This is a genomic window from Bifidobacterium sp. LH_450, assembly GCF_056356715.1.
On the sequence record NZ_JBKEUU010000002.1, the window covers coordinates 441,987 to 467,223 of the forward strand.

Annotated in this window: 18 protein-coding genes and 1 tRNA gene; 4 read left to right on the plus strand and 15 right to left on the minus strand. The window is 66.2% G+C overall.

Annotated elements, in window-relative coordinates:
- The first annotated feature begins 204 nt into the window (after positions 1-204).
- Positions 205-1,626, plus strand: coding sequence for a mannose-6-phosphate isomerase, class I (manA, locus tag AC1AXT_RS04330; RefSeq protein ID WP_476541833.1), 1,422 nt, complete (start codon positions 205-207; stop codon positions 1,624-1,626).
- Positions 1,627-1,790: 164 nt separating this feature from the next.
- Here the strand turns inward: manA and AC1AXT_RS04335 are convergent, their stop codons facing one another.
- Positions 1,791-3,065, minus strand: coding sequence for a sensor histidine kinase (locus AC1AXT_RS04335; protein ID WP_476562931.1), 1,275 nt, complete (start codon positions 3,063-3,065; stop codon positions 1,791-1,793).
- A 182-nt stretch (positions 3,066-3,247) separates the two neighbouring features.
- Between AC1AXT_RS04335 and phoU the strand changes: the two genes are divergently transcribed.
- Positions 3,248-3,928, plus strand: coding sequence for a phosphate signaling complex protein PhoU (gene phoU / locus AC1AXT_RS04340; protein WP_476541830.1), 681 nt, complete (start codon positions 3,248-3,250; stop codon positions 3,926-3,928).
- 164 nt (positions 3,929-4,092) lie between these two features.
- Here the strand turns inward: phoU and AC1AXT_RS04345 are convergent, their stop codons facing one another.
- The 3 genes from AC1AXT_RS04345 to AC1AXT_RS04355 form a co-directional block, all read right to left on the minus strand.
- Positions 4,093-5,079 (minus strand): zinc-binding dehydrogenase, encoded by a 987-nt coding sequence (locus tag AC1AXT_RS04345; RefSeq protein ID WP_476541828.1) that lies wholly within the window; start codon positions 5,077-5,079, stop codon positions 4,093-4,095.
- 42 nt (positions 5,080-5,121) lie between these two features.
- Positions 5,122-7,005 (minus strand): oleate hydratase, encoded by a 1,884-nt coding sequence (locus AC1AXT_RS04350; RefSeq protein WP_476541826.1) that lies wholly within the window; start codon positions 7,003-7,005, stop codon positions 5,122-5,124.
- Between the two features lie 129 nt (positions 7,006-7,134).
- The gene (locus AC1AXT_RS04355; protein WP_476541824.1) at positions 7,135-7,566 is read right to left on the minus strand and encodes a DUF2000 domain-containing protein; all 432 of its coding nucleotides are present in this window, start codon (positions 7,564-7,566) and stop codon (positions 7,135-7,137) included.
- Between the two features lie 335 nt (positions 7,567-7,901).
- Here AC1AXT_RS04355 and AC1AXT_RS04360 point away from each other — a divergent pair, with 335 nt between their 5' ends.
- On the plus strand, positions 7,902-8,324 hold the full coding sequence (locus AC1AXT_RS04360) for a nucleotidyltransferase family protein (protein ID WP_476541822.1): 423 nt from the start codon (positions 7,902-7,904) through the stop codon (positions 8,322-8,324).
- A 139-nt stretch (positions 8,325-8,463) separates the two neighbouring features.
- On the opposite strand, the gene AC1AXT_RS04365 is transcribed toward AC1AXT_RS04360, so the two are convergent.
- From AC1AXT_RS04365 to lysS, 9 genes are all read right to left on the minus strand, one after another.
- Positions 8,464-9,204, minus strand: coding sequence for a phosphoglyceromutase (locus tag AC1AXT_RS04365; protein ID WP_476541820.1), 741 nt, complete (start codon positions 9,202-9,204; stop codon positions 8,464-8,466).
- Positions 9,205-9,257: 53 nt separating this feature from the next.
- Positions 9,258-10,376: a 1,4-dihydroxy-2-naphthoate octaprenyltransferase gene (gene menA, locus AC1AXT_RS04370; RefSeq protein WP_476541818.1), complete on the minus strand. Its 1,119-nt coding sequence runs from the start codon at positions 10,374-10,376 to the stop codon at positions 9,258-9,260.
- Positions 10,377-10,431: 55 nt separating this feature from the next.
- Positions 10,432-12,354, minus strand: coding sequence for an ATP-binding cassette domain-containing protein (locus AC1AXT_RS04375; RefSeq protein WP_476541816.1), 1,923 nt, complete (start codon positions 12,352-12,354; stop codon positions 10,432-10,434).
- A 52-nt stretch (positions 12,355-12,406) separates the two neighbouring features.
- Entirely contained in the window at positions 12,407-14,221 is a 1,815-nt protein-coding gene (locus AC1AXT_RS04380) for an ABC transporter permease (protein ID WP_476541814.1), read from the minus strand.
- Between the two features lie 9 nt (positions 14,222-14,230).
- Positions 14,231-15,421, minus strand: coding sequence for an ABC transporter substrate-binding protein (locus AC1AXT_RS04385; protein ID WP_476541813.1), 1,191 nt, complete (start codon positions 15,419-15,421; stop codon positions 14,231-14,233).
- A gap of 46 nt (positions 15,422-15,467) precedes the next feature.
- Positions 15,468-16,673, minus strand: a complete 1,206-nt coding sequence (locus tag AC1AXT_RS04390; protein WP_476541811.1) for a uroporphyrinogen decarboxylase family protein — start codon at positions 16,671-16,673, stop codon at positions 15,468-15,470.
- Between the two features lie 291 nt (positions 16,674-16,964).
- Positions 16,965-18,293, minus strand: a complete 1,329-nt coding sequence (locus AC1AXT_RS04395; RefSeq protein ID WP_476541809.1) for a hypothetical protein — start codon at positions 18,291-18,293, stop codon at positions 16,965-16,967.
- A 211-nt stretch (positions 18,294-18,504) separates the two neighbouring features.
- Complete coding sequence (locus AC1AXT_RS04400; protein WP_476541808.1) at positions 18,505-20,094, minus strand: hypothetical protein; 1,590 nt, start codon at positions 20,092-20,094, stop codon at positions 18,505-18,507.
- 186 nt (positions 20,095-20,280) lie between these two features.
- Positions 20,281-21,918 carry a lysine--tRNA ligase gene (gene lysS, locus AC1AXT_RS04405; protein WP_476541851.1) on the minus strand — a complete coding sequence of 546 codons (1,638 nt, stop codon included), beginning with the start codon at positions 21,916-21,918 and terminating at the stop codon, positions 20,281-20,283.
- A 261-nt stretch (positions 21,919-22,179) separates the two neighbouring features.
- On the opposite strand from lysS, the gene AC1AXT_RS04410 reads away from it, so the two are divergent.
- A tRNA-Pro gene (locus AC1AXT_RS04410) sits at positions 22,180-22,253 on the plus strand.
- 241 nt (positions 22,254-22,494) lie between these two features.
- Here the strand turns inward: AC1AXT_RS04410 and AC1AXT_RS04415 are convergent.
- Complete coding sequence (locus AC1AXT_RS04415) at positions 22,495-23,829, minus strand: O-acetylhomoserine aminocarboxypropyltransferase/cysteine synthase family protein (RefSeq protein WP_476541806.1); 1,335 nt, start codon at positions 23,827-23,829, stop codon at positions 22,495-22,497.
- Positions 23,816-25,075, minus strand: a complete 1,260-nt coding sequence (locus tag AC1AXT_RS04420) for a trans-sulfuration enzyme family protein (RefSeq protein WP_476541804.1) — start codon at positions 25,073-25,075, stop codon at positions 23,816-23,818. The genes AC1AXT_RS04415 and AC1AXT_RS04420 overlap by 14 nt, the downstream gene beginning before the upstream one ends.
- Positions 25,076-25,237: the final 162 nt, after the last annotated feature.

Here is a 25,237-nt window from a genome sequence, read left to right on the forward strand (position 1 = left end):
GCCCACCAGCGTAACGCGACGCCCACCCTTTTCGCAAGATTCTTCCAGCAGCGGCATCGTTTTCCGCGCACAAAGCGTCCGGTTAACTGGAAAAAGCCAACGCAAAATCGGGTAGAAGGGGTGACGTTGGGCGGGTTCTTCGGGTATTGTAGTGGAATTGGTTTATCCGCCGCGGGGCGGGGCCAGCCGGGAAAGGAGAGCGTCGTGTACCCGATTCGTCCGGTGCCCAAGCGCTATGCCTGGGGGTCGCGCAGCCGCCTGCAGTCGATGTTCCAGCTCGACGGTTCCGAATGGGACGGACCGCTGGCGGAAATGTGGTTCTCCGGGCACGCCTCCTCCCCCAGCACGATGGACGTGCCGGGCCGCGGCGCCGTCGACGTGCCGCAGGCCATCGTCGAGGAACCGGAGGCGATGGTCGGCAAGCGCGGGTCGGAGGAGTTCGGCCCGGTGCTGCCGTTCCTGTTCAAGGTCATTTCGGCCGACGAGCCGCTGTCGCTGCAGGTGCACCCGGTCGGCTTCCAGGCCCGCGCCGGCTTCAACGAGGAGAACGCGGCCGGCCTTCCCCTCGACGACCCGCGCCGTTCCTTCAAGGACACGAATGCCAAGAGCGAAATGGTCGTGGCGCTCGAGCCGTTCCTTGCGTCGGTCGGGTTCGCGAGCCGTTCGTTCGCCCTGCACAATCTTTCGCTGGTCGACCACCCGGTGGCGGCCGCGATGGCGTCGGCGCTGTCGGCTCCTTCGCGCCGCGTCGCCAGGATCGCCCACGCCGACGAACCGACGCCGGGCTTCGCGCAGGCCGACAGCATGATGCCGATTTCGGCGAGCGTGTGGCCTGCCGCCCGCAAGCGCACCTTCCGCGCGTTCCACGCGGCGGTCACCGCCGGCGCCGACGATCCCGATACGCTGGTCGCCGCGCTCGAGGATGCGCGCGCCGCCAACGCCGCCTCGCGTCCCTCCATGCGCGGGGGCGCCCGCAGCGACATGGCGTTCGACTTCGCGCTGCGCGCCGCGCGCTCGTTCCCCGGCGACCTGAGCGCGCTGGCGCTGCTGATGATGAACCCGCTGAGCCTCAAGGAGGGCGAATCGGTGTTCATCCCCACCGGCTCCCCGCACGCCTACATCCACGGCACCGGCGCCGAGATCATGACGAATTCCGACAACGTGCTGCGCGCCGGCATGACCGTCAAGCACAAGGACATCCCGCATCTGCTGCAGTGCCTCGACTGCCGTTCGGGCAGTCCCGTCGACCCGTCCAATTCGAAGATCGGCACGCTGCTGATGCGCGACATGGTGTTCTACAAGCCCGGCGTCAGCGAATTCATGCTCGTCTACGGGCACGTCGACGCCGCGCAGAAGCCGTGGCCGGTGATGAACGCGCTGGCGATGCAGTACGACACGCTCGTCCAGCAGGTTTCCGGCCGGGTGGTACTTCCCCATCTTGGGCCCCGCGTCGTGCTGTGCACGCAGGGCGCCGTCGACTGCGTCACCGAACAGGACCGGCGCGTGCTGCGCCAGGGCGAGGCGGCGTTCGTTCCCGCCAGCGACGGCTGGAGCACCGTCGACCCGGTCACCGACGGCTCCGCCGAACCCCACGGTTCCTTCGTCATCGCGTCCACCCCGTTCTAAAGCCGCACTCAGGCCGCGCTTAAGCCGTGCGTTGCTCAAAAGCCGCCTTCGCAACCGGCTAGGAGAATCGGCTGGGAAAATCGGGGCGCTTTTTGCAGGCAACATAGGGGGGCAGAGCACCGAAATCTTGGATAAAGCCAACGGCAGCGGGGAAAAACGCCCCCTTACGCACGAGGCAGCAGCAGCGTGAATGTCGTTCCCTGGCCGGGGCGGCTCCATACCGAAACACTGCCGTGGTGCGTCAGCGCGACGTGCTTGACGATGGCCAGGCCGAGGCCGACGCCGTCGCCGGTGCGTTCGTTCTGGTTCGAGCCGCGGAAGAAGCGTTCGAAAATGCGGTCCTGCTGCGCCGGATCGATGCCGCAGCCGCGGTCGAGGACGCGCACGACGGCGTCGGAACCGTCCTTCGATGCGCCGACGGTGACGCTGACGCGCGCGCCGTCCGGCGAATACGCGACGGCGTTGGCGACCAGCTTGGCCACCGCGGCCTGCAATTGCGCGGCGTCGCCGTGGACGGCAACGTCGCCGTCGGCGCGGAACGTAATCTCGATGCCGCGTTCCTTCGCCTCCGCCTGTTCGCCCTCGACGGCGCGGCGCACCGGGTCGGCGAGCGCGATGCGGTTCGCCGGCGTCGCCGCCACCGGTTCCTGCGCCTTGATCAGCATCAGCAGGTCGGCGACGAGATGCTCGACGTGCCGGCTGGAGCGCCGCACGAGCCGCGCGTCGTGCGCGATCTGCTCCTCGCTCAGGTTGCCCGCTTCCAGCGCATCCGCAAGGTCCTGCAGCTGCCGGCCGGGCTTCATCAGCTGCTGCGAAACGTTCTCGATGAAGTCGTCGCGCGTCTGCTGGAAGCGGATCGTTTCGCTCACGTCGTCAAGCATGACGACGACGAACCGCTCGTCGATGCGCCCGACGGTGACGTGCAGCCAGTTGGGCCGGCTGACGGTGCCGGAGCGCTCCTCGCCGGCGACGCGCTGCACGCTGCCGTCGTCACCTGCCTGCGCGTACCACTGCGGCATCGCCGTCGTGACGTCGAGCGTGATCCGGCCGCCCGAAGCGCGCACCTTCGCGACGGCCTGCGAAATCTCCGGCACGGCGAGCCGGTCGTCGGACACGACGCCCAGCCGGTACGCGGCGGGGTTGGCGCGCACGACGTCGCCGTCGGCGCCGACGACGACCGCCGCTCCGGGCAGCATCGACAGAAGCGTTGCGGTGGAGTCGTCGAGATCGTCGTCATCATCGTCTTCGTCGCCGTCGCGCTTGCGCTTGCGGCGATGGAACGGCGACGAGACCGCGTCGCGCAGCGAAACGCCGCCGGTCAGGCGGCTCACGAGCGGCGCAAGCCATCCGAATACCAACACGAGCAGCGCAATCACTGCGGCGATGGCCAGCAGGAAGAACGCGGCGAAAATCAGCGTCGAGGCATTGAACGGCACCATACGGCCAATTCTTGCACGGCCTGTTTACCGCGTGCGCACGGCAACCGCAAAGCGTACGGCGGGTGAACAGTGGGCAAACAACGGTTCGACACGCAGCGAAACGGTTCCCGGGGCCGGTCAAACCAAGTAGTCTGGAAGCAGACTGCCATCGCCGGCGCGGACCGGCACGACGAAAGGAAACCATGCGCGTTATTTTCAACGAAGAGATGAAAGCGGTGGCCGACGACCTCGACCACATGGCCCGCAACGTGCGCGACGCCATCCACGGCGCCGGAGCGGCGCTGACCAAGCAGGATCTCGACGCGGCGCAGACCGTCATCGACAACGATGCGGAAACCGACGCGCTGGCCAGCAGCGTCATCGACCAGTGCGTCACGCTGCTGAGCCGGCAGAACCCGGTCGCCACCGACCTGCGCGTCGTCGTGGCGACGCTGCGGCTGGCGGCGACGTTCGAGCGCATGGGCGACCTGGCGCGCCATATCGCCGAAGCCGCGCGCCGCACCTACCCCGAATCGCCGCTGCCAGCCGAGGCGCAGCCGCTGTTCAACGAAATGCAGGACTTCCTCGACCTGACGGCCGACCGCCTCGTGACGATGCTCGCCGACCGCGACACCGACACGGCCGAGCAGATCATCCGCGACGATGACAAGCTCGACGACATCCACCGCCAGACGTTCGCGCTCGCCCAGTCGGACGACTGGAGCGGCACGAACCAGCAGCTCATCGACGTCGTGCTGATCGGCCGATTCATGGAGCGCCTCGGCGACCACGCGGTGTCGGCGTCGCGCCGTGTCGTCTACATCGTCTCCGGCTTCGACCCGAGCAAGGAGCCGGCGCGCGACGAAGGCACCGACATCGACTGACGCACCAGAGCCGTCCAGACTTTTCCGGGTGACGCCTCACTGGACAGATGGACGATTGCGCCTTGTTTCCAAATCCTTGGAAAATGGCCCTTTTGAGGCTTTCAGGGTTGAGAGCTGCCGGCCGCTTGTGTCCAGTGGCGCGGCCGGCGGAAAACTCTGGACGCCTAATCCAGCGTGACCACCGTTTTGCCGATGGTTGCGTCGCGCTGGATCGCTTCAAGCCCCTCGACCAGCTCGCCGAATGGCAGCACCTGGCCAATCAGCGGGTCGATTTCGCCCTGCGCGGCCAGCTGAAGGACTTCGGTGGCCATGACGCCGAGGTCCTTCTTCTGCTCCGGGTCGCCGCTGGCGTGCGCGCCGCCGAGATTGACCGCTTCGACGCTCCAGCCGTTGCTCCACAGCGTTCCCGGATCGATGTCCGGCACGCCGACGATGGCGACGAGCTGGCCGTTATAGGCGAGCATCGAGAAATCCTTCTCGCACTCGGCCGCGCCGACGGGGTCGACGATCAGGTCGACGCCGTGGCCGCCGGTCAGTTCGGCGACGCGCGCGGCGACGTCTTCCGCTTTGTAGTCGATGAAGGCTTCGGGGTGCGTTTTCTCGACGAACTCCTTCTTGCGGCCGGACGCGGTGGTGAACACCTTCAGGCCGTGCAGGTGCGCGAACTGGATGGCCAGCGAGCCGACCGAGCCGGAACCGGCCTGCACGAGCACCGTCGAGACGTTGTTGAGGTTCGGCTTGCGGTTGATTGACTGGTATGCCGTCAGCGCCCCGCACAGCAACGCCGCCGCGTCGGCATAGCTCAGCGGCTGCGGGATCTCGGCGAGTTCGTACGTCGGCACGCTCACGTATTCGGCGAAGCAGCCGTTCTTTTCGAGATTCAGGTGCCCGGCTACCCGCATACCGGCCTTCCAGTTCTCCACGCCGTCGCCGACCGCTTCGATCTGCCCGGCCAGGTCGAGGCCGAGGACGTGCGGATACGTCCATGCCGGGTTGTGGCCGGCTACCAGCTTCCAGTCGACGGGGTTGAGGCCAACGGCCTTGACCTTGACGAGGACTTCGCCGGGCGCGGCGGACGGCTTGGGAACGTCGGCCAGCTTGACGCCTTCCAGCGTCGTCACGTCGGCATTGGGAACGACATAGGCCTTCATATTCGAGATTTCCTTCTTTCCTGCATGCTTCTTGCCTTCAAGCTACTCCTCCTGGATGCCAAATACCTTCATCATCTGGCCCAGGTAGGTTTTGTCGGCGGCCTTGAGGGCGCCCTTGAGCGCCACCTTGGCGAGCGGGTTCATCTCCATGTCGGTGATCGGCTTGCCGTCGCGCAGCTTGACGGCCGCGTTCATCATGTCTCGGATGTCGTATTCGGAGTTGAACACTTCCGGCACGCCGCGGTCGACGTTGCACAGCGTATACACCGCCTCCATGCCGGTGCGCATCGAGTATTCGGTCGTGAAGATCGTGTCGCGCGGCGTTTCGGCGAATTCGCCGAGGAAGGCGAAGTTGACGGCGCCGTCCGGCACGACGTCGGGGCGGTCGCCCAGCTCGCGCGGCATGAAGAACGCATCGATGAACGGCAGCATGACCGGCACCGTGTTGCAGTGCTTCGAGGCGAGCTCGTGGATCTGGCTTTCCGGAACGCCCATGTGGTAGAGCCATTCCTCGCAGATCTCCTCGCCGGTGCATTCCTGCATCGGCTTGCGCACGTAGTTGCCCGGCTTGTCCGGGAACAGGCCGTACAGCCATGCGGAAATCTGGTCCTTGGGCTGGTCGCGGAACTGCTGCTGGCGGTTGACGGTCCAGCTCAGCAGCCAGTTGGAGTCCTTGACGGTGACGATGCCGCCGGTGACGGTGTGGCCCGAGTACGGGTCGCGATGGCAGATCTTCTCGATGTACTGCGGAATCTCGCCGTCAAGGCAGGTGGCGGTGGCGCTCATCCATTTCGTCAGCTGCGGGTCGTAGATGAACTTGTTGGGGTGGCCGAAGCTCGGGTCGACCTTGGCGATGCGGCGCCACATGTCCCAGCCGTTGCCGGGGTGGATCTGGTCGTCGAAGCCGGCCGGCGTATGCTGGTCGCCTTCGGTGGTGTTCTCCACGCAGCCGCCGTTGGTGATGAACACGAAATCGTTGTCGGTTAGCTGAATCGTCTGCTGCTTGCCGTCGGGACCGGTGAAGATGAACTTGTCGGCGACCTTGCGGGTCGGCGTGCTGTACGGGTTGCGCGGGAACGCGTCGTTCTGCGCCTGGGCGCGCTGCACTTCGTCCTCGCCGACGCCGGTAGTGGGGCGCACCGGGCCCTTGCCGCCAATCTTGAACGTGACGTCGTCGACCTTCGTGTTGTAGTGGAACTTGACGCCGCGCTTTTCGAGGTACTTGACGAGCGGCAGTACCATCGACTCGTACTGGTTGTAGCGCGTGAACCGCAGGGCCGAGAAGTTCGGCAGGCCGCCGATATGGTGGATGAAGCGGTGCAGGTAGCGGCGCATTTCGGTGGCGGAATGCCAGTTCTCGAACGCGAACATCGTGCGCCAGTAGAGCCAGAAGTTCGAATCGAAGACCTCGTCGTCGAAATAGTCGGTGATCTTCTTGTCGTAGGTTTCCTCAGGGGTGGCGAGGTAGAGCTTCAGGATTTCCTCGCAGGCCTTGTCGGACAGGCCGAACTTGTCGTCGGTGTGCGCGTCCTTGCCGCGGGCGTAGGTGGCGCGGCACAGCGAATAGTTCGGGTCCTCCTTGTTGAGCCAGTAGTATTCGTCGAGCATCGAATGGCTCGGGTCCATGATGCTCGGCACGTCGCGGTACACGTCCCACATCACTTCGAAATGGTTGTCCATTTCGCGGCCGCCGCGCATGACGTAGCCCTTGCCGGGAATGTAGGCGCCGTCGAGCGCGCCGCCCGGCAGCGAGTCCTTTTCATAGACGTTGATGTTCTTGCCTGGCATCTGCGCGTCGCGCACGAGGAAGAACGCGGCGGCGAGCGCCGCGATGCCGGTGCCGATGATGTGCGCCGTCTTGCCTTCCATCCCCTCCGGCTTCTTCGGGTGCGCGAATGCTTCATAGTTGCCTGCGGAATAATACATGGGTCCCCTCCTGCTCGATTCGCCCACGATGATTGTCACTCCCATTGTGAAACGATTCGCTCGCCTAAGCCCACCGGCGAAATTCCTACTCCCCGCATGGAGGATTATGGTTTTCAGGAACCATCTTCTCTATCGCCACAGCGAAAAACGCTTGGTGATCGGGTCGATAACGGCTTTCTCGCCAAAGGCGGCTACGCAGAAATATTCCATGTCCTCGCTCGAAACGTTCACCGTCTTCTCGAGCTGCTCCACATAGGTGCCGCCCGTCATGGTCTCGGTGAAATCAGTGAAAAGGACATCGTTGTCCATGAATTTCCTGCGCGCCTTCTTCAGCTCGCCATTCGTACCGCGCAGCACGATCAGCGACAGGCCGGAAATGCTGCGGTGGATGGCATCGTCGCCATCGGTGAAATCGATGAAGCTCATTTTCTCCCGCAACGCCTCCGGCGCGGCGCCGACCAGTCCCGCGCAGCAATGCCCGACAGCGTTCATCGCCCTGCCAGCCTCGAGCTTTTTATTCACGAGCACAACGAACTTGTGGGTGTCTGCATATACCGTCATGAGACGTCTTCTCCTTGCCTCTCAGCATCCCGTTGTAACCCCCAATGCACTCAGATTCATGGTATCTTCGCTTTTTCACCCATATTCACCCCCGTTCACACTTTTCAGTGATTTTCACACATATTCATATCTGTTCATAGTTTTCAGCAATTTTCACCTATATTCACACTCGTTCACATCCTTCAGCAGTTTTCACCCATATTCACACTCGTTCACATTCTTCAGTAGTTTTCACCAATTTTCACATTCGTTCAGAGATTTCATCAGTTTTCATATTCCAACCAACGCAAATGGTTCTTTGGTAACGTGGAGGTATCTGGCGGAAGGAGACGGCGATGACTGCAGTGGAGGCGAATCCCGCGAAGGCGCAGGCCGGCGGCGCCCGCATTCCTACGCCGCAGGAGATTGCGGACATCGTCATACCGATTGCGCGAAAGCATGGGCTGACGAGCCTGTATCTGTTCGGGTCGATGGCCCGCGGGGATGCGGTGCCGGAATCCGACGTCGATTTGATCTACGGAACGCTTCATAACGAAATCGACGACGAAACGACGCGCCGTTCGGTACGCGAGTTCCGGCGCGAGGCGAGCGACGCACTCGGCCGCGACGTCGACCTCGTTCGCGAAAGCTATATCCGCATCCCGAAAACCGATCCGTACGAACGGGAGCTCCAGCGGCTGTTCCTGCTGAACCTGAAGAAGGGGCGGATTATCAAACTGTACGAAAGCGACGCGAAAAGCAACTGCCTTCGCTCGTAACAGCAAACCTTTCAGGCTTGAGCAACGTCCTAAGCCCGGAGCGTTCACCGGACGGTTTCCGACGAAGCCTAAACGAAAAGGGCCCGGGTTCTTGCGAAACCGGGCCCTTTCGAGCGGAAAAGTCTTCAGCAGATCACAATCACTTCTGGCCCTGGGCTGCGACGGCGGCGGCGCCGGCGGCAGCGGCTTCAGGATCGAGGTATTCGCCGCCCTTCTTGATCGGCTTCATGTTCTCGTCCAGCTCGTAGACCAGCGGCATGGCCGTCGGGATGTTGACCTTGGCGATTTCGTCCTCGGTCAGGCCGTCGAGCATCTTGACGATGGCGCGCAGCGAGTTGCCGTGCGCGGCGATCATGACGGTCTTGCCCTTCTTGAGCTCCGGAACGATGTTCGACTCCCAGTACGGCTCGACGCGCTCGACGACGTCGGCCAGGCATTCGGCTGCCGGCACCGGGTCGCCTTCATAGCGCTTGTCGCCGTTCTGGGCGTACTGGTCGTTCGGATCGATGTCCGGCGGCGGGGTGCCGTAGGAACGGCGCCACAGCATGAACTTCTCGTCGCCGTACTCCTCGCGGATCTCCGACTTGTTCTTGCCCTGCAGCGCGCCGTAGTGGCGTTCGTTGAGGCGCCAGTCGCGCTCGACCGGAATCCACAGGCGGTCCGCTTCGTCGAGGGCGACGTTCGCGGTGTTGATCGAACGGCGCAGCAGCGACGTGAAGACGATATCCGGAAGGATGTTCTTCTCCTTGAGGAGGCGGCCGGCGTTCTTGGCTTCCTCGACGCCCTGCTCGGTCAGCGGGACATCGACCCAGCCGGTGAACTGGTTGGTTTTATTCCATGCGCTCTGGCCATGCCGGAGCAATACTAGTTTGTACGTCATGGCCCCCAGTCTACAGCCGTCCGCAGTCAAAGCGCCGCGCCGTCTCGTCGCCGCTACATCGCGCCGAAAACGCAGCTGAGCACCATCAGCGCCGCGAAGACCAGAGATTGCAGCCCCGCGTACCGCAACGCACGCCCGTAGCGTTTGCGGTCGGCGGCGACCATCACCCCCAGCAGCGTCGGGATCTGCAGCATCATCAGCGAGTTGCCCCACGGCATCCATGCGCACATGCCGGCGATGATCGACACGGCGAACGACGCGACGGCGACGACCCCCAGCGCCGCCTGCGCCCGCTTCGGCCCCAGCCGCACGGCGAACGTCTGCTTGCCGCACAGCGGGTCGGTGTCGATGTCGCGCAGGTTGTTGACCATCAGGATCATCACCGCGTTGAAGCCGACGGCGACGGCGCCGCAGAAACCGATGATGTCGACGCCGTAGCGACCGGCGAGAACCTGCTGCCATGCCCCTTCCTGCGCGATCATTGGCCGGCTGAACGAAAAATCGGACGTATAGCGTTCCCCGACGCCGTAGCCGGTGAACGACTGGCAGACGACGAACTCGGTGCCGAGGGTCGCCACGAGCCCGAAGAACACGAAGACCGCGGCCTCTCCCCACCCGCTGTAGCCGTACGGATGCTTGCCGCCGGTATAGAACCAGCCGGCGATGACGCAGAGCGCTCCCAGCGCGACGATCCACCATTGCCCGCTCAGCGCGGCCGCCGCGACGCCGGCTGCGCAGCCGGCGAGCGCGAACGCGGCCGCGCAGCCAAGCACGGCTTTCGGGTTCACGCCGGCTTCCGTAAGCCGCTGGGGGCGTCCTGTTTGAGATTCGCTGCCCGCGCGGCCGGCGTCGGCGCCGCGCAGCCCGTCGGAATAGTCGTTGGCGAAGTTGACGGCAATCTGGAAGCAGACCGCAACCACCGCGCACAGCGCGACGGCGAGCGCGAACCGCCACAGGAGCGAGGAATCCGAAGTCCAGACCGGCAGGCAGCGCGTCGGCGTGCCGTCGTGCGAGACGGGGTCCGGCGAACCGGACTGCCGCACGCACACCGAATCCCAGTTGGTCGGGTCGGTCAGCACGTACCATGCCGCCGCGGCCCCCACCGCTACCGGCGCGATGCTGGCCGGCAGCGTCCTCACCCTCAGCCCGTTGACGAAGTCCCTCATCTTCATGCTGCCATTGTGCCATGCCGCGGCAACAGGCGCGGCAACGGGAAGGCGCGCGGCATCAGGCGCCGCCGAGGTAGGCTTCCTGGACTTCCGGATTCTCGAGCAGTTCGCTGGCCGCGCCGTGCAGGCGGATGCGGCCGTTCTGCAGCACGTAGCCGTAGTCGGCAATCGAGAGCGCGAGCTGCGCCTGCTGCTCCACCATCAGCACCGACAGGCCGAGTTCGTCGCGCAGGCGTCCGATATGCTCCAGCACCTCCTCCACCAAACGCGGCGACAGGCCCATCGTCGGCTCGTCCATGCAGATGAGCTTCGGGCGGCTCATCAGGGCGCGGGCGAACGCGAGCATCTGCTGTTCACCGCCGCTGAGCGTGCCGGCAAGCTGGCTGGCACGTTCCTTCAGGCGCGGGAAGCGCTCGAACTGCGCTTCGAGGTCCTCGGCGACGCCGTCGCGGTCGCGGCGGGTGTAGGCGCCGGCGAGCAGGTTCTCGCGCACCGTCATCTGAGGGAACACGCGGCGCGCTTCCGGCACCGACGCGATGCCGCGCAGCACGCGGGCGCGGGTGTCGAGGCCGGTGATGTCGTCGCCGTCGTAGCGCAGCGCGCCGCGCTTGGGCCTGTTCAGGCCCAGGATCGTCTTCATCGTCGTCGACTTGCCGGAAGCGTTGCCGCCCAGCAGCGACACGATCGCCCCGCGCGGCACGTCCAGGGAGACGCCCTGCAGCGCATGCACTTGCCCGTAGAACACGTCGACGTTGTCGATGGCGAGCAGCGGCGCCACGTCCCCGCGCTCCACCTCCTCACCCTCGACGATCGCCTCCGCCTGCCGCACCGTGGCGACAGGCAGCGCGTTCTGGCGGCTCAGGACGTTGCGCTGGCGGTGGGCTTCGACGGAACCGTTGAGCTCCCGGCGCTTGCCGAGGTAGGCTTCGACGACGCGCGGATCGCGGCGCACCGTGTCGGGGTCGCCCTGCGCGATGACCTTGCCGCCGTCCATCGCCAGCACGCGGTCCGACAGGGCGGTGACGAGCTCGATCTTGTGCTCGACGAGCAGGATCGTATGGCCCTGCGCCTTCAGGTACTGCAGCTGCTCGAGCACTTCGGCGGTCTCCGACTGGTTCATGCCGGCGGTCGGTTCGTCGAGCAGCAGCAGCGACGGCTCGGCGATATGGGCGCGCGCGATTTCGGTACGCCGCCGATTCGCGTACGACAGCGTATACGACGCGTCGTGCCGCCGCGGCCCGAGCCGCTCCCGGAACCGGTTGATTTCGCTGGTCACCCTCGCCTCGACGTCGCGCTGCTCGCGCCGCGCCTTGGGGCCAGGCACCAGCGCCACCGCGGTCTCGGCGAGCAGCGGCAGCCAGCGCAGGCCGACGTAGCGCTGCAGGTTCTTGAACGGCCGCTGCGCTTCGAGCTTGCGGTGGTAGCCCAGCTCGATGTTCTCCTCGACGCTCAGGGCCCCGAACACGCGCCCGTTCTGGAACGTGCGCCCCAGGCCCCGTTCGGCCACGCCGGGGCTGTCGACGCCGGCGACGGAGTCTTCGTTGATGTCGATGAGCCCCGAATCCGGCTTGAGGAAGCCGGAAATGAGATTGATCGTCGTCGATTTTCCGGACCCGTTCGGCCCGATGATCGCGATGACCTCCCCCTGGTGCAGGTCGAACGACACGCCGTCGACCGCCTTGAGCCCGTCGAACGACTTGCGCAGCTCGCGCACGCGCAGCACGACCGGCTTGTCGAGCACCTTGCGCCGGTGCGCTTCGGCGTATGCCTTCGGGTCGCCGCCGAACGCTTCCAGTTCGCGGCTGTACGGATCGACGTCGGCGACCGGCCCGCGCACCTGCCCCGCCTCGAATACGTAGGCGTCGGTTTCGCGACCCGTCGCCGCGGTTTCGGTTCCTCGCGTTTCGAGTTCCCCCGTTTGAGATTTCGCAGTTTCAGATTGCGCCGTTTCGGTTTCCGGCGATTGCGTGTGCCGTCCCATGATGCCGGTTCCTTTCCTTCCATCAAGCAATGAACAAGATTTCCTCGAACCCCTAGGCCTTCTTGGCGAGGAGGCCTTGCGGGCGGAACATGATGACCGCTACGAGCAGCGCCCCGTAGAGCAGCACGCGCGCGTCGGGGAACAGCCGCAGCAGTTCCGGGGCGCCAATCAGCACGACCGAGCCGGCGATGGCGCCGAGCGGCGAGTTGAGGCCGCCGAGCACGATGATCGTCAGGAACAGCATGCTCATGTTCGAGTTGAACAGCGTCGGGTCGATGTACGTGTACTGGTGGGCCAGCAGCGCGCCGGCGAGCCCGGCGAAGAACGCGGCGATCATGTAGGCGAGCGCCTTGTACGAGCCCGAGCGGATGCCGAGCGATTCGGCGGCGTCCTGGTCGGAGCCGACGGCGGCGAACACGCGCCCCAGGTGCGAATGCTGGATGCGCGTGACGACGAACAGCGTGACGAGCAGCACGATGACGTCGAGCAGCAGGAGCTTCTGCGACGTGTTGAGCGTGGCGCCGAACACCTTCGGGAACGGGATGCCGGTGATGCCCAGCGAGCCGTTGGTGATCGGCTCGGCCACGCGGATCAGCGCGACCATCACCATGCCGACGCCGATCGTGGAGATCGCCACGTAGTGGCCGCCGAGCTTCCAGGTCGGGAACGTCAGCAGGCTCGACAGGAACGCGGCGATGGCGCCGCCGGCCAGCAGCGCCAGCAGGAACGGCCAGCCCTGCTGCGACGTGAGGATCGCGGAAGCGTACGCGCCGACGGCGAACGGGGCGGCCAGTCCGAGCACCGTCTGCCCGGTCAGCCCGGAAATCAAGGTCAGGCCGATGGCGGCGATGGCGTAGATCGCCACCTGCGTGGCGATGCCGGAGACGTAGTCGGACAGCGTGAACGGCAATGCCAGCAGCACGGCCGCCAGCACCGCGTAGCCCCATGCCGGCAGCTCGAACGGCTTCGTCGCGCCGGTGAACGTGCCCGTCATAGGCTCGGACTTCACGTCGATCTTCGCGCCGAAAATGCCCTGCGGCCGCACGATGAGCACGATCAGCAGCGCGCCGAACGTAATCAGGTCATGCGCTCCGTCGCCGAACCAGAACACGCCGAGCGATTCGACGACGCCGAGCAGCACCCCGCCGACGACGGCGCCCGGAATGGAGCCCAGTCCCCCGATGGCAGCCGCGACGAACGCAGTCAGGCCGATCGTCGAGCCGTTCATCGCGTTGATGTTGCCGTTGAACAAGCCGATGAAAATGCCGGCGACGCCGGACAGCACGGCGCCAATCGTGAACGCGATGTTGCGCACCCGCTTGACGGGGATGCCCATCTGCGCGGCGGCCTGCGCGTCCTGCGCGGTGGCGCGGATCGCCTGCCCGGACTTGCCAAACTTGAGGAACGCCCACAGCCCCGCCATGGAGACCAGCGCGAACACGATCATGACGATGTCGGACGTGCCGAACCGCACGCCGAACAGCTGCAGGTTGTTCGTGGCGAGCAGCTTGGGGAACGGCTTCGTGTTCGAGCCGAACACCAGCTGCAGCCCGTTGTCGAGGATCTGCCCGACGCCGAGCGTGGCCAGCAGCGCCGCGATGGGCTTGCGCCCTTCCAGCGGCGCGATGATGCCGGCGTTGATGAGCAGGCCGAGCACGCCGGTCACGAGGACGACGGCGAGCACGGTCGGCCCGATCCCCCAGCCCAGCACGCTGCCCGTATACCACGCCACCATCATGCCGACGGCGGCGATCGACCCCTGCGCGAAGTTGACGACGTTCGTGACGCCGAAGATCAGCGCGACGCCCACGGCGACGAGCGCATAGGCGCTGCCATGGATGACGCCGGCGAACAGCGTATCGACCACGGCAACCCCCTAGCCTTCGTAGACCGTGAACTCGCCGTCCTGCACCTGCAGCAGGATCGGCTCGATCGACGGCGCGCGCCTGGTGGAGACGTCGAACGAGAACGTGCCGCCCTTGCCCTGGTACAGCGGGAAGTCGTCGACGGTCTGCAACGCTTCCTGGATTCCTTCGCGCGTCGGCGACGTCTTGTTGGCCGCGTAGGCGAGGTCGATGATGGCCTGGTAGGCCGTCGTCTCGAAGTTGCCCGGATAGTTGCCGTACGTCTCCTTGAACTTCTTGACGTACTCAATCGTCTTCTCGTCCGTGGTGCCGGTGGCGCTGAACGAGCCGGTGATGATGGCCCCTTCGGCGTTGTCGCCTGCCAGGTCGAGGAACTCGTCGGTTTCCTGGCCGCCATAGAACGGCCCGGTGTAGCCGAGCTTGTCGCGCAGCGTGTTGACGACGAGCGCGCCGTCCGGCCCGTAGCCGATGTCGACGATGGCGTCCGGCTCGGCATCGCGCGCCGGGATCAGGATCGGCGACAAATCGGTCGAATCCGCCAGATAGCTCGACGAGTAGGCAATCTCGAGCCCCTGCGCCTCGGCCTCCTCCTTGAAGTATTCGTACGCCTGCTTGCCCCAGTCGTTCTCGATGTACACGACCGAAATCTTCTTCGCCTTCTTCGCGATGGCGTCGGCATATACCTTCTCATAGGAATCGGTGCCGATGGCCGGGCTCCACACATGGTCGCCGGTGTCGGTGAACGTCGGCGAGGAGTTGTTGAACCCGTAATGGACGAGCCCCGCCTCCTGGAACGTCGGGCTCGCGGCGGCCGACGCGGGCGACGAATAGTCGCCGACGACGGCGATGACCGACTGGTCCGACGCCAGCTTCGGCGCCACCGACGCGTCCTGCTTGGCGTCCGACTGCGTGTCGTAGTACTTGAGCGCCAGCGTCTTGCCGCCCACGCCGCCGTTGTCGTTGACTTCGTCGACGGCGAGGTCCAAGCCCTGCTGGAACAGCTTGCCGTACTCGGCATACTGCCCGGTCTTCGGGTACAGCACTCCTATATATACGGTGGAGCCGCCGGTCCCCTCCGCTTCGGCGCTCGCATCGCCGTTCAGGCCGCAGCCTGCCGCCGAAAACGCCAGCGCCGCCGCGCCGATGGCGGCCACCGCCGCCGTTGCCGCCCTATGCGGGCGTCCGGTCTTCCTCACAGCCATGGTTCCTCTCTTTCCTTGCTGAAAAATCTTGGTTTTTCCTTTAGATTCAGTCGACCTCGCCGAAGCGTTCGCCGGCAACGGACAGCGCAGCCAGTTCGCGCAGCGTTTCGTCGGCGGCCGGCGTCGGCACCGTGCAGCTCGGGGCGAGCAGGAACGGGCGGCCGGCTTGCGTACGGACCGTTTCCTCGAGCTGCTCGCGGATGCGCGCGGCGTTCGCGGCGTCGGCGAAATCGAACGAGTTGGCGCCGAGCACCGGCACCGCCGAAAGCGACCCGGCGTCGGCGACGGACGGGTTGCCGTCGGCGAACGCGTCCCACTGCAGGATGTCGACGTCGGCGATGTCGAACCACTCCGGGTTCGCGTGGTCGCGGCAGGTATGCAGCAGGATCGCGGCATCGGGATTGGCCGCGCGGATGGCGTCGAGCACGATCCGGTCAAACGGCTCGCCGAACTCGGCGTACTGTTCCGCCGTGAAATAGCCGTTCGACACGGTGCCGGTGACGGCGTAGAAGATGCCGTCGAGGCCGGCGCCGCCTTCGCTTTCCGGCTTGACGAGCGCGGCTGCGTAGTCGGCGAGCGTTTCGGCGATGTTCGTCAGCGCCGTCTTGGCGGCTTCGGGCTGCGCGTAGAGGAAGTCGGCGAGCGAGACCGCCGGGTCGGCGTACGCGTCGCCCGGGTAGAGCGGCAGGTCGGCGATCTGCAGCAGCACCGACAGCGGGGAGAAGATCGACTGCAGCACGGCGCGGTCCGTCAGTTCGCGGCGGATCAGCCTCGCCGCTTCGAACGATTCGGCCAGAGGCGCGCTCTTGGAGGCGTCGAGGCGCCCGATCTTCGCGATATCGGACGGCTCGGCGATGACGGAGCTCACCTTGCGCGGGATGACGTAGCCGCCGTAGTCGTTTTCGTCGTAGACGTTGCCCCAGCTTTCGGCATAGTAGACGGCGCGCGGGTTGATCTTCACCCAGTCCCAGTCCCAGCGGCGCACGAACTCGACGTACGCGTCGGCGAATTCCCGCGCGCCGTATTCGTGCCCGACCAGGTGCTGCCACGCCGCGACGAGGTACGGCGCGGTGTTTTCGGACAAGATTTCCGCAGCGGTTTCGGCAGGCTGCGTTGCGGCGGGGACGGCGGCGTTCGCGAGGACGGTTTCCGTGGCTGCGTCGGAGCCGGCTGCAGCCGCGGTCGCCTTGGCGGCACGCTGCTTGCGGGAGTCATTGACGATGGCGTGGAACAGATCGCGGCGGTTGGTCATGGGTTGCTTCCTTTCGGGAGGTTTCCAGCGGCGTTGCGCTGGAGGAGATGGTTTCGTACGACTGTCGTGGGAACAGTAAAACACACGAAAAAACGCAATCGCAACCCAAAAACCGGCGTGTTCTTCCATCTATTTTCTATACCGCGCTATCAAAGATTGCAGTGCTTCCAAAACACGCCATCCCATAACTTTTTCTTAGATATAACCACAATTTATTACCCGCATCAAATGGCAAACGAAAGGGCCCCTCCCAAAAGGGAGGAGCCCTGAATCTTAGGCAAGCAAGGATTGTCAGCTCTGCTGCGGCTTGCCTTGGCTTGCGCCCTGCGGATCCTGCGCCGGGGCCGCTTGCGCGGCCGGCACACCCTGGGCGTTGTCGTAGCCGTCCGGCATGAACTGGCCATTGGCGTACTGGAAGCCGGGCTGGTTGCCCTGCGGGGACGGCGGCACGGTCGGCGAACCGTCCGGACCGTTCATGAACTGGCCGTTCGCGTACTGGAATCCGTAGTCGGACACGCCGGCCGGAACGCCGGTGTTGCCGTTGACGATCGGGTTGCCGGCCATCGCGGCCTGCTGCGCCGCGTACGGGTTGGCGGGAGCGGCCGGGGCGCCGGCGCGGACGGCAGCGGCGCCAGCGGTGCCGGCGGCGTGGCGTTCGTTATACAGCGAAATGATCGTGCCGATGAGCAGCACAATGGCCGAGATGATGATCAGCCATGCGCCGGCGCTGAAGCTGAACGAGTACGACGCCATGCTGCTCGAACCGGAGGTCTTGGCGTGGCCGCCCATGTAGTAGGCGCCCTCTTCGGCGACGGTGTAGACCATCAGGATGTCGGCGAGAATCGTGACGGTCAGTGCGGAGACGTTCTGGCGCAGCAGCGCAAGGACGGCGATGGCGATGACGCCAACGAAGATGACCCAGCCAAGCGCGCCCTCGACGTCCATCAGCGACGCGCTGAACGTCTGCGTCACCGAATCGGACAGGCTGAACAGGCCGCCGCCAATCGTCGCCTTCGCGGTGATGAACGGCACGAACACGCCGATGACGCCGATGACGGCGCCGATCACGGTAATCAGCGCGCCGTAGTCGAATTCCTGGCCGGCGACGGTCAGCGAAGTCTTGGACGCCTTCTTGCCGGCGGCCGGCGGCGGCGCGACCGGGCGCTGCGGCTGCTGCGGCGCGCCCTGCGCCGGAGCACCCTGCGGAGGAACGTTCGGCACGCTCTGGCGCGGTGCACCCTGCGGGGCTGCGTTCGGCGCGCCCTGCTGCGGCGCGTTCGGAGCCGCGTTAGCCGGCGCAGCGTTCGGCGCGGCATTCGCCGGAACGCCGCCCTCGGTCGCCGGGGCGCCATTGACCGGCGTCGGCGCGTAGCCGGTCGGCGCGGCGCCGGCGAACGTGCCGTCGGGCACGGCGTTCGCGGCGCTCTCCTCGACGGTGATGGACGCTTCGAGCGGCGGCTCCATCGGCGTGATCACGGTCTGGTTTTCAAACGGGCCCATCGGCACGACGGGTTCGTCGGAGACGCCGGCGTCGGGCGCGACGCGCACCTCCTCAACGGTTTCGGTAACGGTTTGGTCGGCCTGCTGCGGCTCGCGGGCCGGATCCTTGGGCTGGTCCATGTCCCCTCCTCGGTAACGTTTGCGTTCGGTCTCACTCAATCTCGCAGTCAATCGAGCATTGCCGGGGGCGCACCCCCGTCGTTACGCACCAGTGTAGGGCGGCCAAGCTGGGCGGTGACTGAAAACTTTCCGACAACGAACAGGCCGGGGCGCGCTGCTGCGTCGCCCCGGCCTGTGCCGCCTTCAATCTATGCAAGATTTCCCGCGGCCGTTACCGCTGTCCGGCTCCGTTTTCCGGCGGCGTCGGAATCGAAGATTCCTCGGTTTCCTCAATCACGACTTCCTCCTGCGCAACGGGAGCGGCAGGCGGCACCGGAATGCCGGCGGACGGCGCGGTACCCGTCGCCTGCGCGGCCGGCTCGGCGGCGGCTTGCGGCGCCGGCTCCGGCGTGGCGGTGGAGAAGACCGGCTGCATGCCCGGTTCCGGCGCGACCGGCTGGCCGTATGGCTGGTACGGCTGCGGTGGCTGCTGCGGCGGCTGCTGGCCGGCTGCCGGCTGGGCATATGCCGGCTGCCGGTACGGGTTCTGCTGGTACGGCTGGCCCGGCTCCTGGACGTACGGGTTCTGCCGGTAGTCCTGCTGGGCGGCGCCTTGCGGAGCGGGAGCCTGCTGGTAGCCGGGCTGCGCATAGGGCGCCGGCTGCTGGTAGCCGTAGCCGGGCTGCGGGGCGCTGCCGGAACGCGGCGGCATGCCTGCCGGCACGCCGGGCTGGACGGGAGCGCCGGGCCTGGGCGGGCGCTGCGCCGCGCGGGCTGCCTGCTGCTGCTCGTAGCGCTGCATGCGGGCGCGGGCTTCGGCATCGAAGGGCTGCATGCCCATGCCCATGCTCGGCTCGACGGAAGCGGCGAAGTAGGCGTGCGCATCGCCGGCGACGGCGGCGGTACGCATCTTGTTGAGCTTGACGGCGTTGAACTCGGTGAAGAACGACACGAACGTGCCGGCCAGCAGCAGGATGACGGCGATGAGCGCAAGCCACAGGCCGGCGCCGTACGAATAGCTGGCGGCGCGGTCCATCGTCGACAGGCCCAGGCCCGAATAGCCCTGGACCTGGCTGTTGTAGTCCGAGTACATGGAGTTGAGCTGCGAAACGGAGCTCTTGATGGTGCTGTAGGTGGCGAACAGCGTGCAGATGGAGATGAGCGCGTCGGCGAGCGCGACGATGGCCGCCGCAAGGTTCTTCGCCAGCACCACCAGCACGACGGTGGCGATGGTGGCACAGATGATCAGGACCTGGAAGAACGTGTTGTAGCAGAAGGGAGAGGACGTCAGGCCGCCGGTGACGGCCGTCAGGCCCGCGCCCGACAGCGAGATCTTCATGAACGGCACGAAGCAGGCGACGATCAGCAGCACGGCGCCGAGCAGCGAGGCGATGGCGAAGTAGCTGTAGTAGTGCTTGCCGATCTTGATGCTCATCGGCGGCACGGCGACGGTGCCGGGCACCGCGGCGTTGGCGGCCGGGGGCACCGCTGCGGGCGGCGGGACGGATGCCGACGGCGGCACGTTCGCGGCGCGAGGCGGAACGTTGGCGGCAGGCGGCACCGGCGCGCCCTGCGGCGGCATGCCGGCCGGGCGCTGCCCGGACTGCGGGGCCGAGTGGAACCGCTGCGGCTGAGACTGCTGAGACTGGGATGGCTGCGGCTGCGCGTACGGCGACTGCGGCGGCGTCTGCTGGTACGCGCCCTCTGCATACGGCGTCTGCTGGTACGCGCCCTCGGCGTAGGGCGACTGCTGGTACCCGCTGGCACCATCCGGCACTGGCATGCCGGCGGGGCGCTGCGGGTTGGGATTGGCGGAACCCATGGCTCTCCTTTATGTTGACTGAACCCTATTGGAAAAATCTTGGCGGGAAAACCTGACAGAACCCGGAAAGACAGGTGCCGGCGGAAACGCCGGCGGAAAATCTCGTTGAAAATCTCGCGGAAAAAACAGCGCGGCCGCAGGCGTTTTCCGAACCGAGCGGAACGCCTGCGGCCGCGATGCGCGCGCCTAGCCGATGAGCGGCTTGACGAGCGGGAACGTGATCGTTTCGCGGATCGTCGCACCGGTCAGCGCGATCAGCAGGCGGTCGATGCCCATGCCCATGCCGCCGGCCGGAGGCATGCCGACGCCGAGCGCCTCGAGGAAGTCCTCGTCGATGTCGCAGGCTTCCTCGTCGCCGGCGGCCGCGTCCTTGGCCTGCGCGACGAAGCGTTCGCGCTGCACGACCGGGTCGTTGAGCTCGGAATAGCCGGTGGCCAGCTCGAAGCCGCGCACGTACAGGTCCCACTTCTCGACGACGCCGGGGATGGAACGGTGCGCCTTGACGAGCGGGCTGGTTTCCACCGGGAAGTCGCGCACGAACGTCGGCTCGTACAGCTTGTCCTCGTAGAAGTGCTCCCAGAGATGCTCGACGAGCTTGCCGTGGTTCTCGACGTCGTCGCGCTCCACGCCGAGCTTGTCGGCGATGGCGCCCAGGTGCTCGACCGACGTGCCCGGATGCTCGGGGCCGCCGTTCGGCACGATTTCCTCGCCGAGCGCTTCGGAGAGCGACTCGTACATGCTCATCGTCTTCCATTCGCCGCCGAGCTCGTACTCGGTGCCGTCGAGCAGCGTCACCTTCGTCGTGCCGTAGACGTCCATCGCCGTCTTCTGCACGAGCTCCTTGACGAGCGCGCCGATCGTGTCGTAGTTGCCGTACGCCTGGTAGGCCTCGACCATCGTGAATTCGGGGGCGTGCGTCGCATCGACGCCTTCGTTGCGGAAGTCGCGGTTGATTTCGAACACGCGGTCGATGCCGCCGACCAGGCAGCGCTTGAGGAACAGTTCCGGCGCGATGCGCAGGTAGAGGTCGAGGTCGAACGCGTTCATGTGCGTCGTGAACGGGCGGGCGGCCGCGCCGCCGTGCACCGTCTGCAGCATCGGCGTCTCCACCTCGATGAAGTCGTGGTCCTCGAACGTATGGCGCAGGGAGCTGACGGCCTTGGAGCGGTTGCGCACCATGTCGCGGATGCGTTCGTCGGCGATCATGCCGATGTACGGCTTGCGGGTGCGGGTGTCCTCGTTGAGCTCCTTGTGCAGCGCCGGCAGGGGCTGGAGCGACTTGGCGGCGATCTTCCAGTCGTCGGCGAAGACGGAGAGCTCGCCGGTCTTCGAGGCGATGACCTTGCCGTGCAGGTACAGGTGGTCGCCGAGGTCGACGAGCTGCTTGAACTGCTTGAGCGAGTCGGCGCCGACGACCTTCTTCGAGATCATGCCCTGGATCTTCGTGCCGTCGCCGGCCGACAGCTGCACGAAGCACAGGCCGCCCGCGTTGCGGATGAACAGCACGCGCCCGGCGATGCCGACTTCGTCCTCGGTCTCCGCGCCGGCTTCCAGCGTCAGGTCGCCGTTGTCGTCTTCGTAGCGCTTGCGCACCGCTTCGATGGTGTCGGTCACGTCCAGCGTCACCGGGTAGGGGTTGACGCCGTCGCGCAGCATCATCGCGCGCTTGGCGACGCGCATCTGCACCTGCTCGGGGTGCGCGAGCGGCCCGAACTGCTCGTTGGACGGGTCGACGGCTTCCTCGAGCGTCGCGTTCGCGTCGATCTTCTCGCGGATCGCCGCGTCCTGCGCGAGCAGCATTTCGGCGCGCTCGACCGTCGTCATGACCGGGCCGTTCGCCTCGGCTTCGGCCGCCGTATCGGGTTCCTCGACGACTTCCACGCTCGCCGCCGCTTCTTCAATCTGTTCCTGGGGCTCGTTCGCCACGTTCGTTCCTTTGTCTATACGATTCCTTTTGGGCATGCAATCTGCTCCAGTCTACTTACAGCCCTCCTCTTTGCCTTGCGATTCCCGCGCGCCGCAACTGCGACACGCCGATTTTGCGTTTTCAGGAACGCCGGCTTAATATATCACTCGTTGCAAAAACGGGCTGTAGCGCAGCTTGGTAGCGCGCTTCGTTCGGGACGAAGAGGCCGCGAGTTCAAATCTCGCCAGCCCGACCCAAAGAAAACCCGCTGGAATCCACAAGGTTCCAGCGGGTTTTCGCTTTCCTCCGCCGCCCCTCTCCCTCGGGCCGGCTGAGGCGAACGCTTCGCGTCCGCTTGACCACTCCCGCTTCGAGCTTCGCCTTCGGCTTGCTCTCAGCGACCCCCGAACAAGGCCGCAAACGCTTTCGCGTTTGCATATTTCAGCGGCGGGCGCCAGCGGGGGTGAGTAGGTTGCGCGAGGTTGGCGTGCAACCTAATAGGCGGCGCGGATGGCTTGGTCTAGGTCGGCGATGAGGTCGGCGGGGTCTTCGAGGCCTATGGAGAGGCGAATCAGGTTGTCGGTGACGCCGGCGGCTTCGCGGTAGGCGGCGGGGACCTCGCGGTGCGTGATCCGCGCTGGGTCTACGATCAGCGAACGCGTGTCGCCGATGTTCGCGACATAGGAGAACAGCCGCACGCTGTCAAGGATTGCGGCGACGTTCTCGCGGCCGCCGTCCACCTCAAACGACAGGATGCCGCCGATGCCGTCAGGAAGGTAGCGGTCCGCCAGTGCAAGCTGCGAATCTTCACCGGCAAGCGGGCTGGCGCCGGGGACGGAGGCGTAGTGGACGCGGGTGACGTGCGGGACGGACAGGAGATGGCGGGCGATCCTGGCGGCGGACGATGTCTGCTGGCGGATGCGCTGCGGGAGGGTTTCGACGCCGGTAAGCTGCAGGTAGGCGTTGAACGGACTCAGGACGGCGCCGAACGTGCGCACGTACTTGATCCGCACGCGGCGGATATACGCATCGTAACGCCCATACTTCGAACAGAACGATTCCCACCGGCCGGCGCGTTCGTCGCTGACGACGAGCTCCGGCGTGCGCAGGTGCTCGAAGCGCGGCGAATCCCAGTCGAAGCGGCCGGAGTCGATGATGACGCCGCCGACCGAGTTGCCGTGGCCGCCGATCGCCTTCGTCGTCGAGTGGACGACAACGTCGGCGCCGTGCTCGATTGGCCGCAGCAGCACCGGCGTCGGCACCGTATTGTCGATGATCAGCGGCACGCCGTGGCGGTGCGCGGCCTCGGCGAGCGCGGCGATGTCGGTAACCTGCGTCGACGGGTTGGCGACCGATTCGGCGAAGACGGCCCGCGTGTCGGGGCCGATCAGCGCCTCGACCTGCGCGATGTCGTTGATGTCGTCGACGAAGTCGGCATGCACGCCGAACTGCGGGAAGAACGTGGCGAGCGCGTCCACCGACGCCCCGTACAGGTTCGTCGGCGCGATGATCCGACCGCCGCCTTCCGCCGCGCACAGCAGCGCGAGCGAGACGGCGGCCATGCCGGAGCCGACGGCGACGGCGTTCGCGCCGCCTTCGAGCGCAGCCAGGCGCCTCTCCAGCAAATCGACGGTCGGGTTGGCGACGCGCGAGTACGAAAAGCCGTCCTCCTCGCCGCTCGAGAGCCGCTCGCCGCGCTCGGCCGTTTCCAGGCCGAACGCCGCGGCCGCGTAGATCGGCGGCACGATGGCATGCTGGTGGCTGGCGTCGCTTGCGTAGCCAGCGTGCACGGCCTGCGTCGCCAGCGAAAAACAGTCAGGCTGCGACATGCACGGCCTCCTTTGCCGAAGCCGGAACCGACGCCGAAGCGGTGGCGGAACCGAACGCGCGGCCGGAACGCAGCGAGGCACGCTGCCGGGCAATCTCGAACGCCTGCTCGAGGTCGTCGATCAGATCGTCGACGTTCTCGATGCCGATGGACAGCCGCACGAGTTCGTCGCTGATGCCGGCTTTGAGCCGCTCTTCGCGCGGCAATTCGAAATGCGTCATGACCGCCGGCAGTTCGGCGAGGCTTTCGACGGCGCCGAGGGACACGGCGAGCGTGAACAATTTCAGATTGTCGAGCACGTCGGCGGGGTCGATGCCGCGCTCGACTTCGAAGCTGAGCACGGCGCCGAAGCCGCGCAGCCCCTTGGCGGCGAGCCGCGCGCCGCCGGCCGACCCCGGCAGCCCCGGGTAGTTGACGTGCGCGACCAGCGGATGCGCCGCCAGGTACTGCGCGATGGCGACGGCGTTCTCCTGCTGGCGCTCCATGCGGATCCCCAGCGTCTGGATGCCGCGGCGCACCTTGTCGCACTCGGCCGGCGCGAGCACGCCGCCGAGCCGGTTCTGCGCGAAATAGATCCGCTCGGACAGTTCCGGCGTGCGGGTGACGACTGCGCCGGCGACGACGTCGGAATGGCCGCCCAGGTACTTCGTCGCCGAATGGATGACGATATCGGCGCCGAGCGTCAGCGGCTGCTGCAGGTACGGAGTGACGAACGTGTTGTCGACGATTGCCAGCGCGCCGGCTTCGTGCGCGAGCGCGGCGATCTGGGCGACGTCGTTGACGCGGAGCAGCGGATTCGTCAGCGTTTCGAAATAGACGGCCGCCGCCGGCTTGCCGCCGCTGCCGACGCCGGCGAGCGCCGCGCGCAGCGCCAGCGGATCGGTCGTGTCGACGGCCTGCGTCAAGATGCCGCGCTCTTCGAAATACTCGTGGAGCAGCGAGTAGGTGCCGCCGTAGATGTTGTCGCCCACGACGATGCGGTCGCCGGGACGGAAAATCGAGAGCGTCGCGTGGATGGCGGCGAGCCCCGACGCGAACGCGAAGCCGCGGTCGCCGGCTTCCAGCGCCGCCAGCTGCGTTTCGAGCGCGGCGCGCGTCGGGTTGCCGGAACGCGAGTAGTCGTAGCGCGGCATCGACCCGACCGTTTCGAAAGCGAACGTCGACGAATCGTAGATGGGCGGGTTCACCGCGCCGTGCGGCTCGCTGGCCGCCGCGCCGTGCACCAGCTGGGTTTCAAGCCGGGTCATGTTGCACCTCCTCGGGTTGGTTGCGGTTGCAGGAGCCATCCTGCCCGAAGGAGGTGCGCGCCACGCGGCCGGCGGCATAGGCAAATCTTATACAGCGCGTTTTCTGTTCAAGATTTCGCCGCGGAAACGCTGGAATTCCAACGTTTTTGCGCTTCAGTCCCA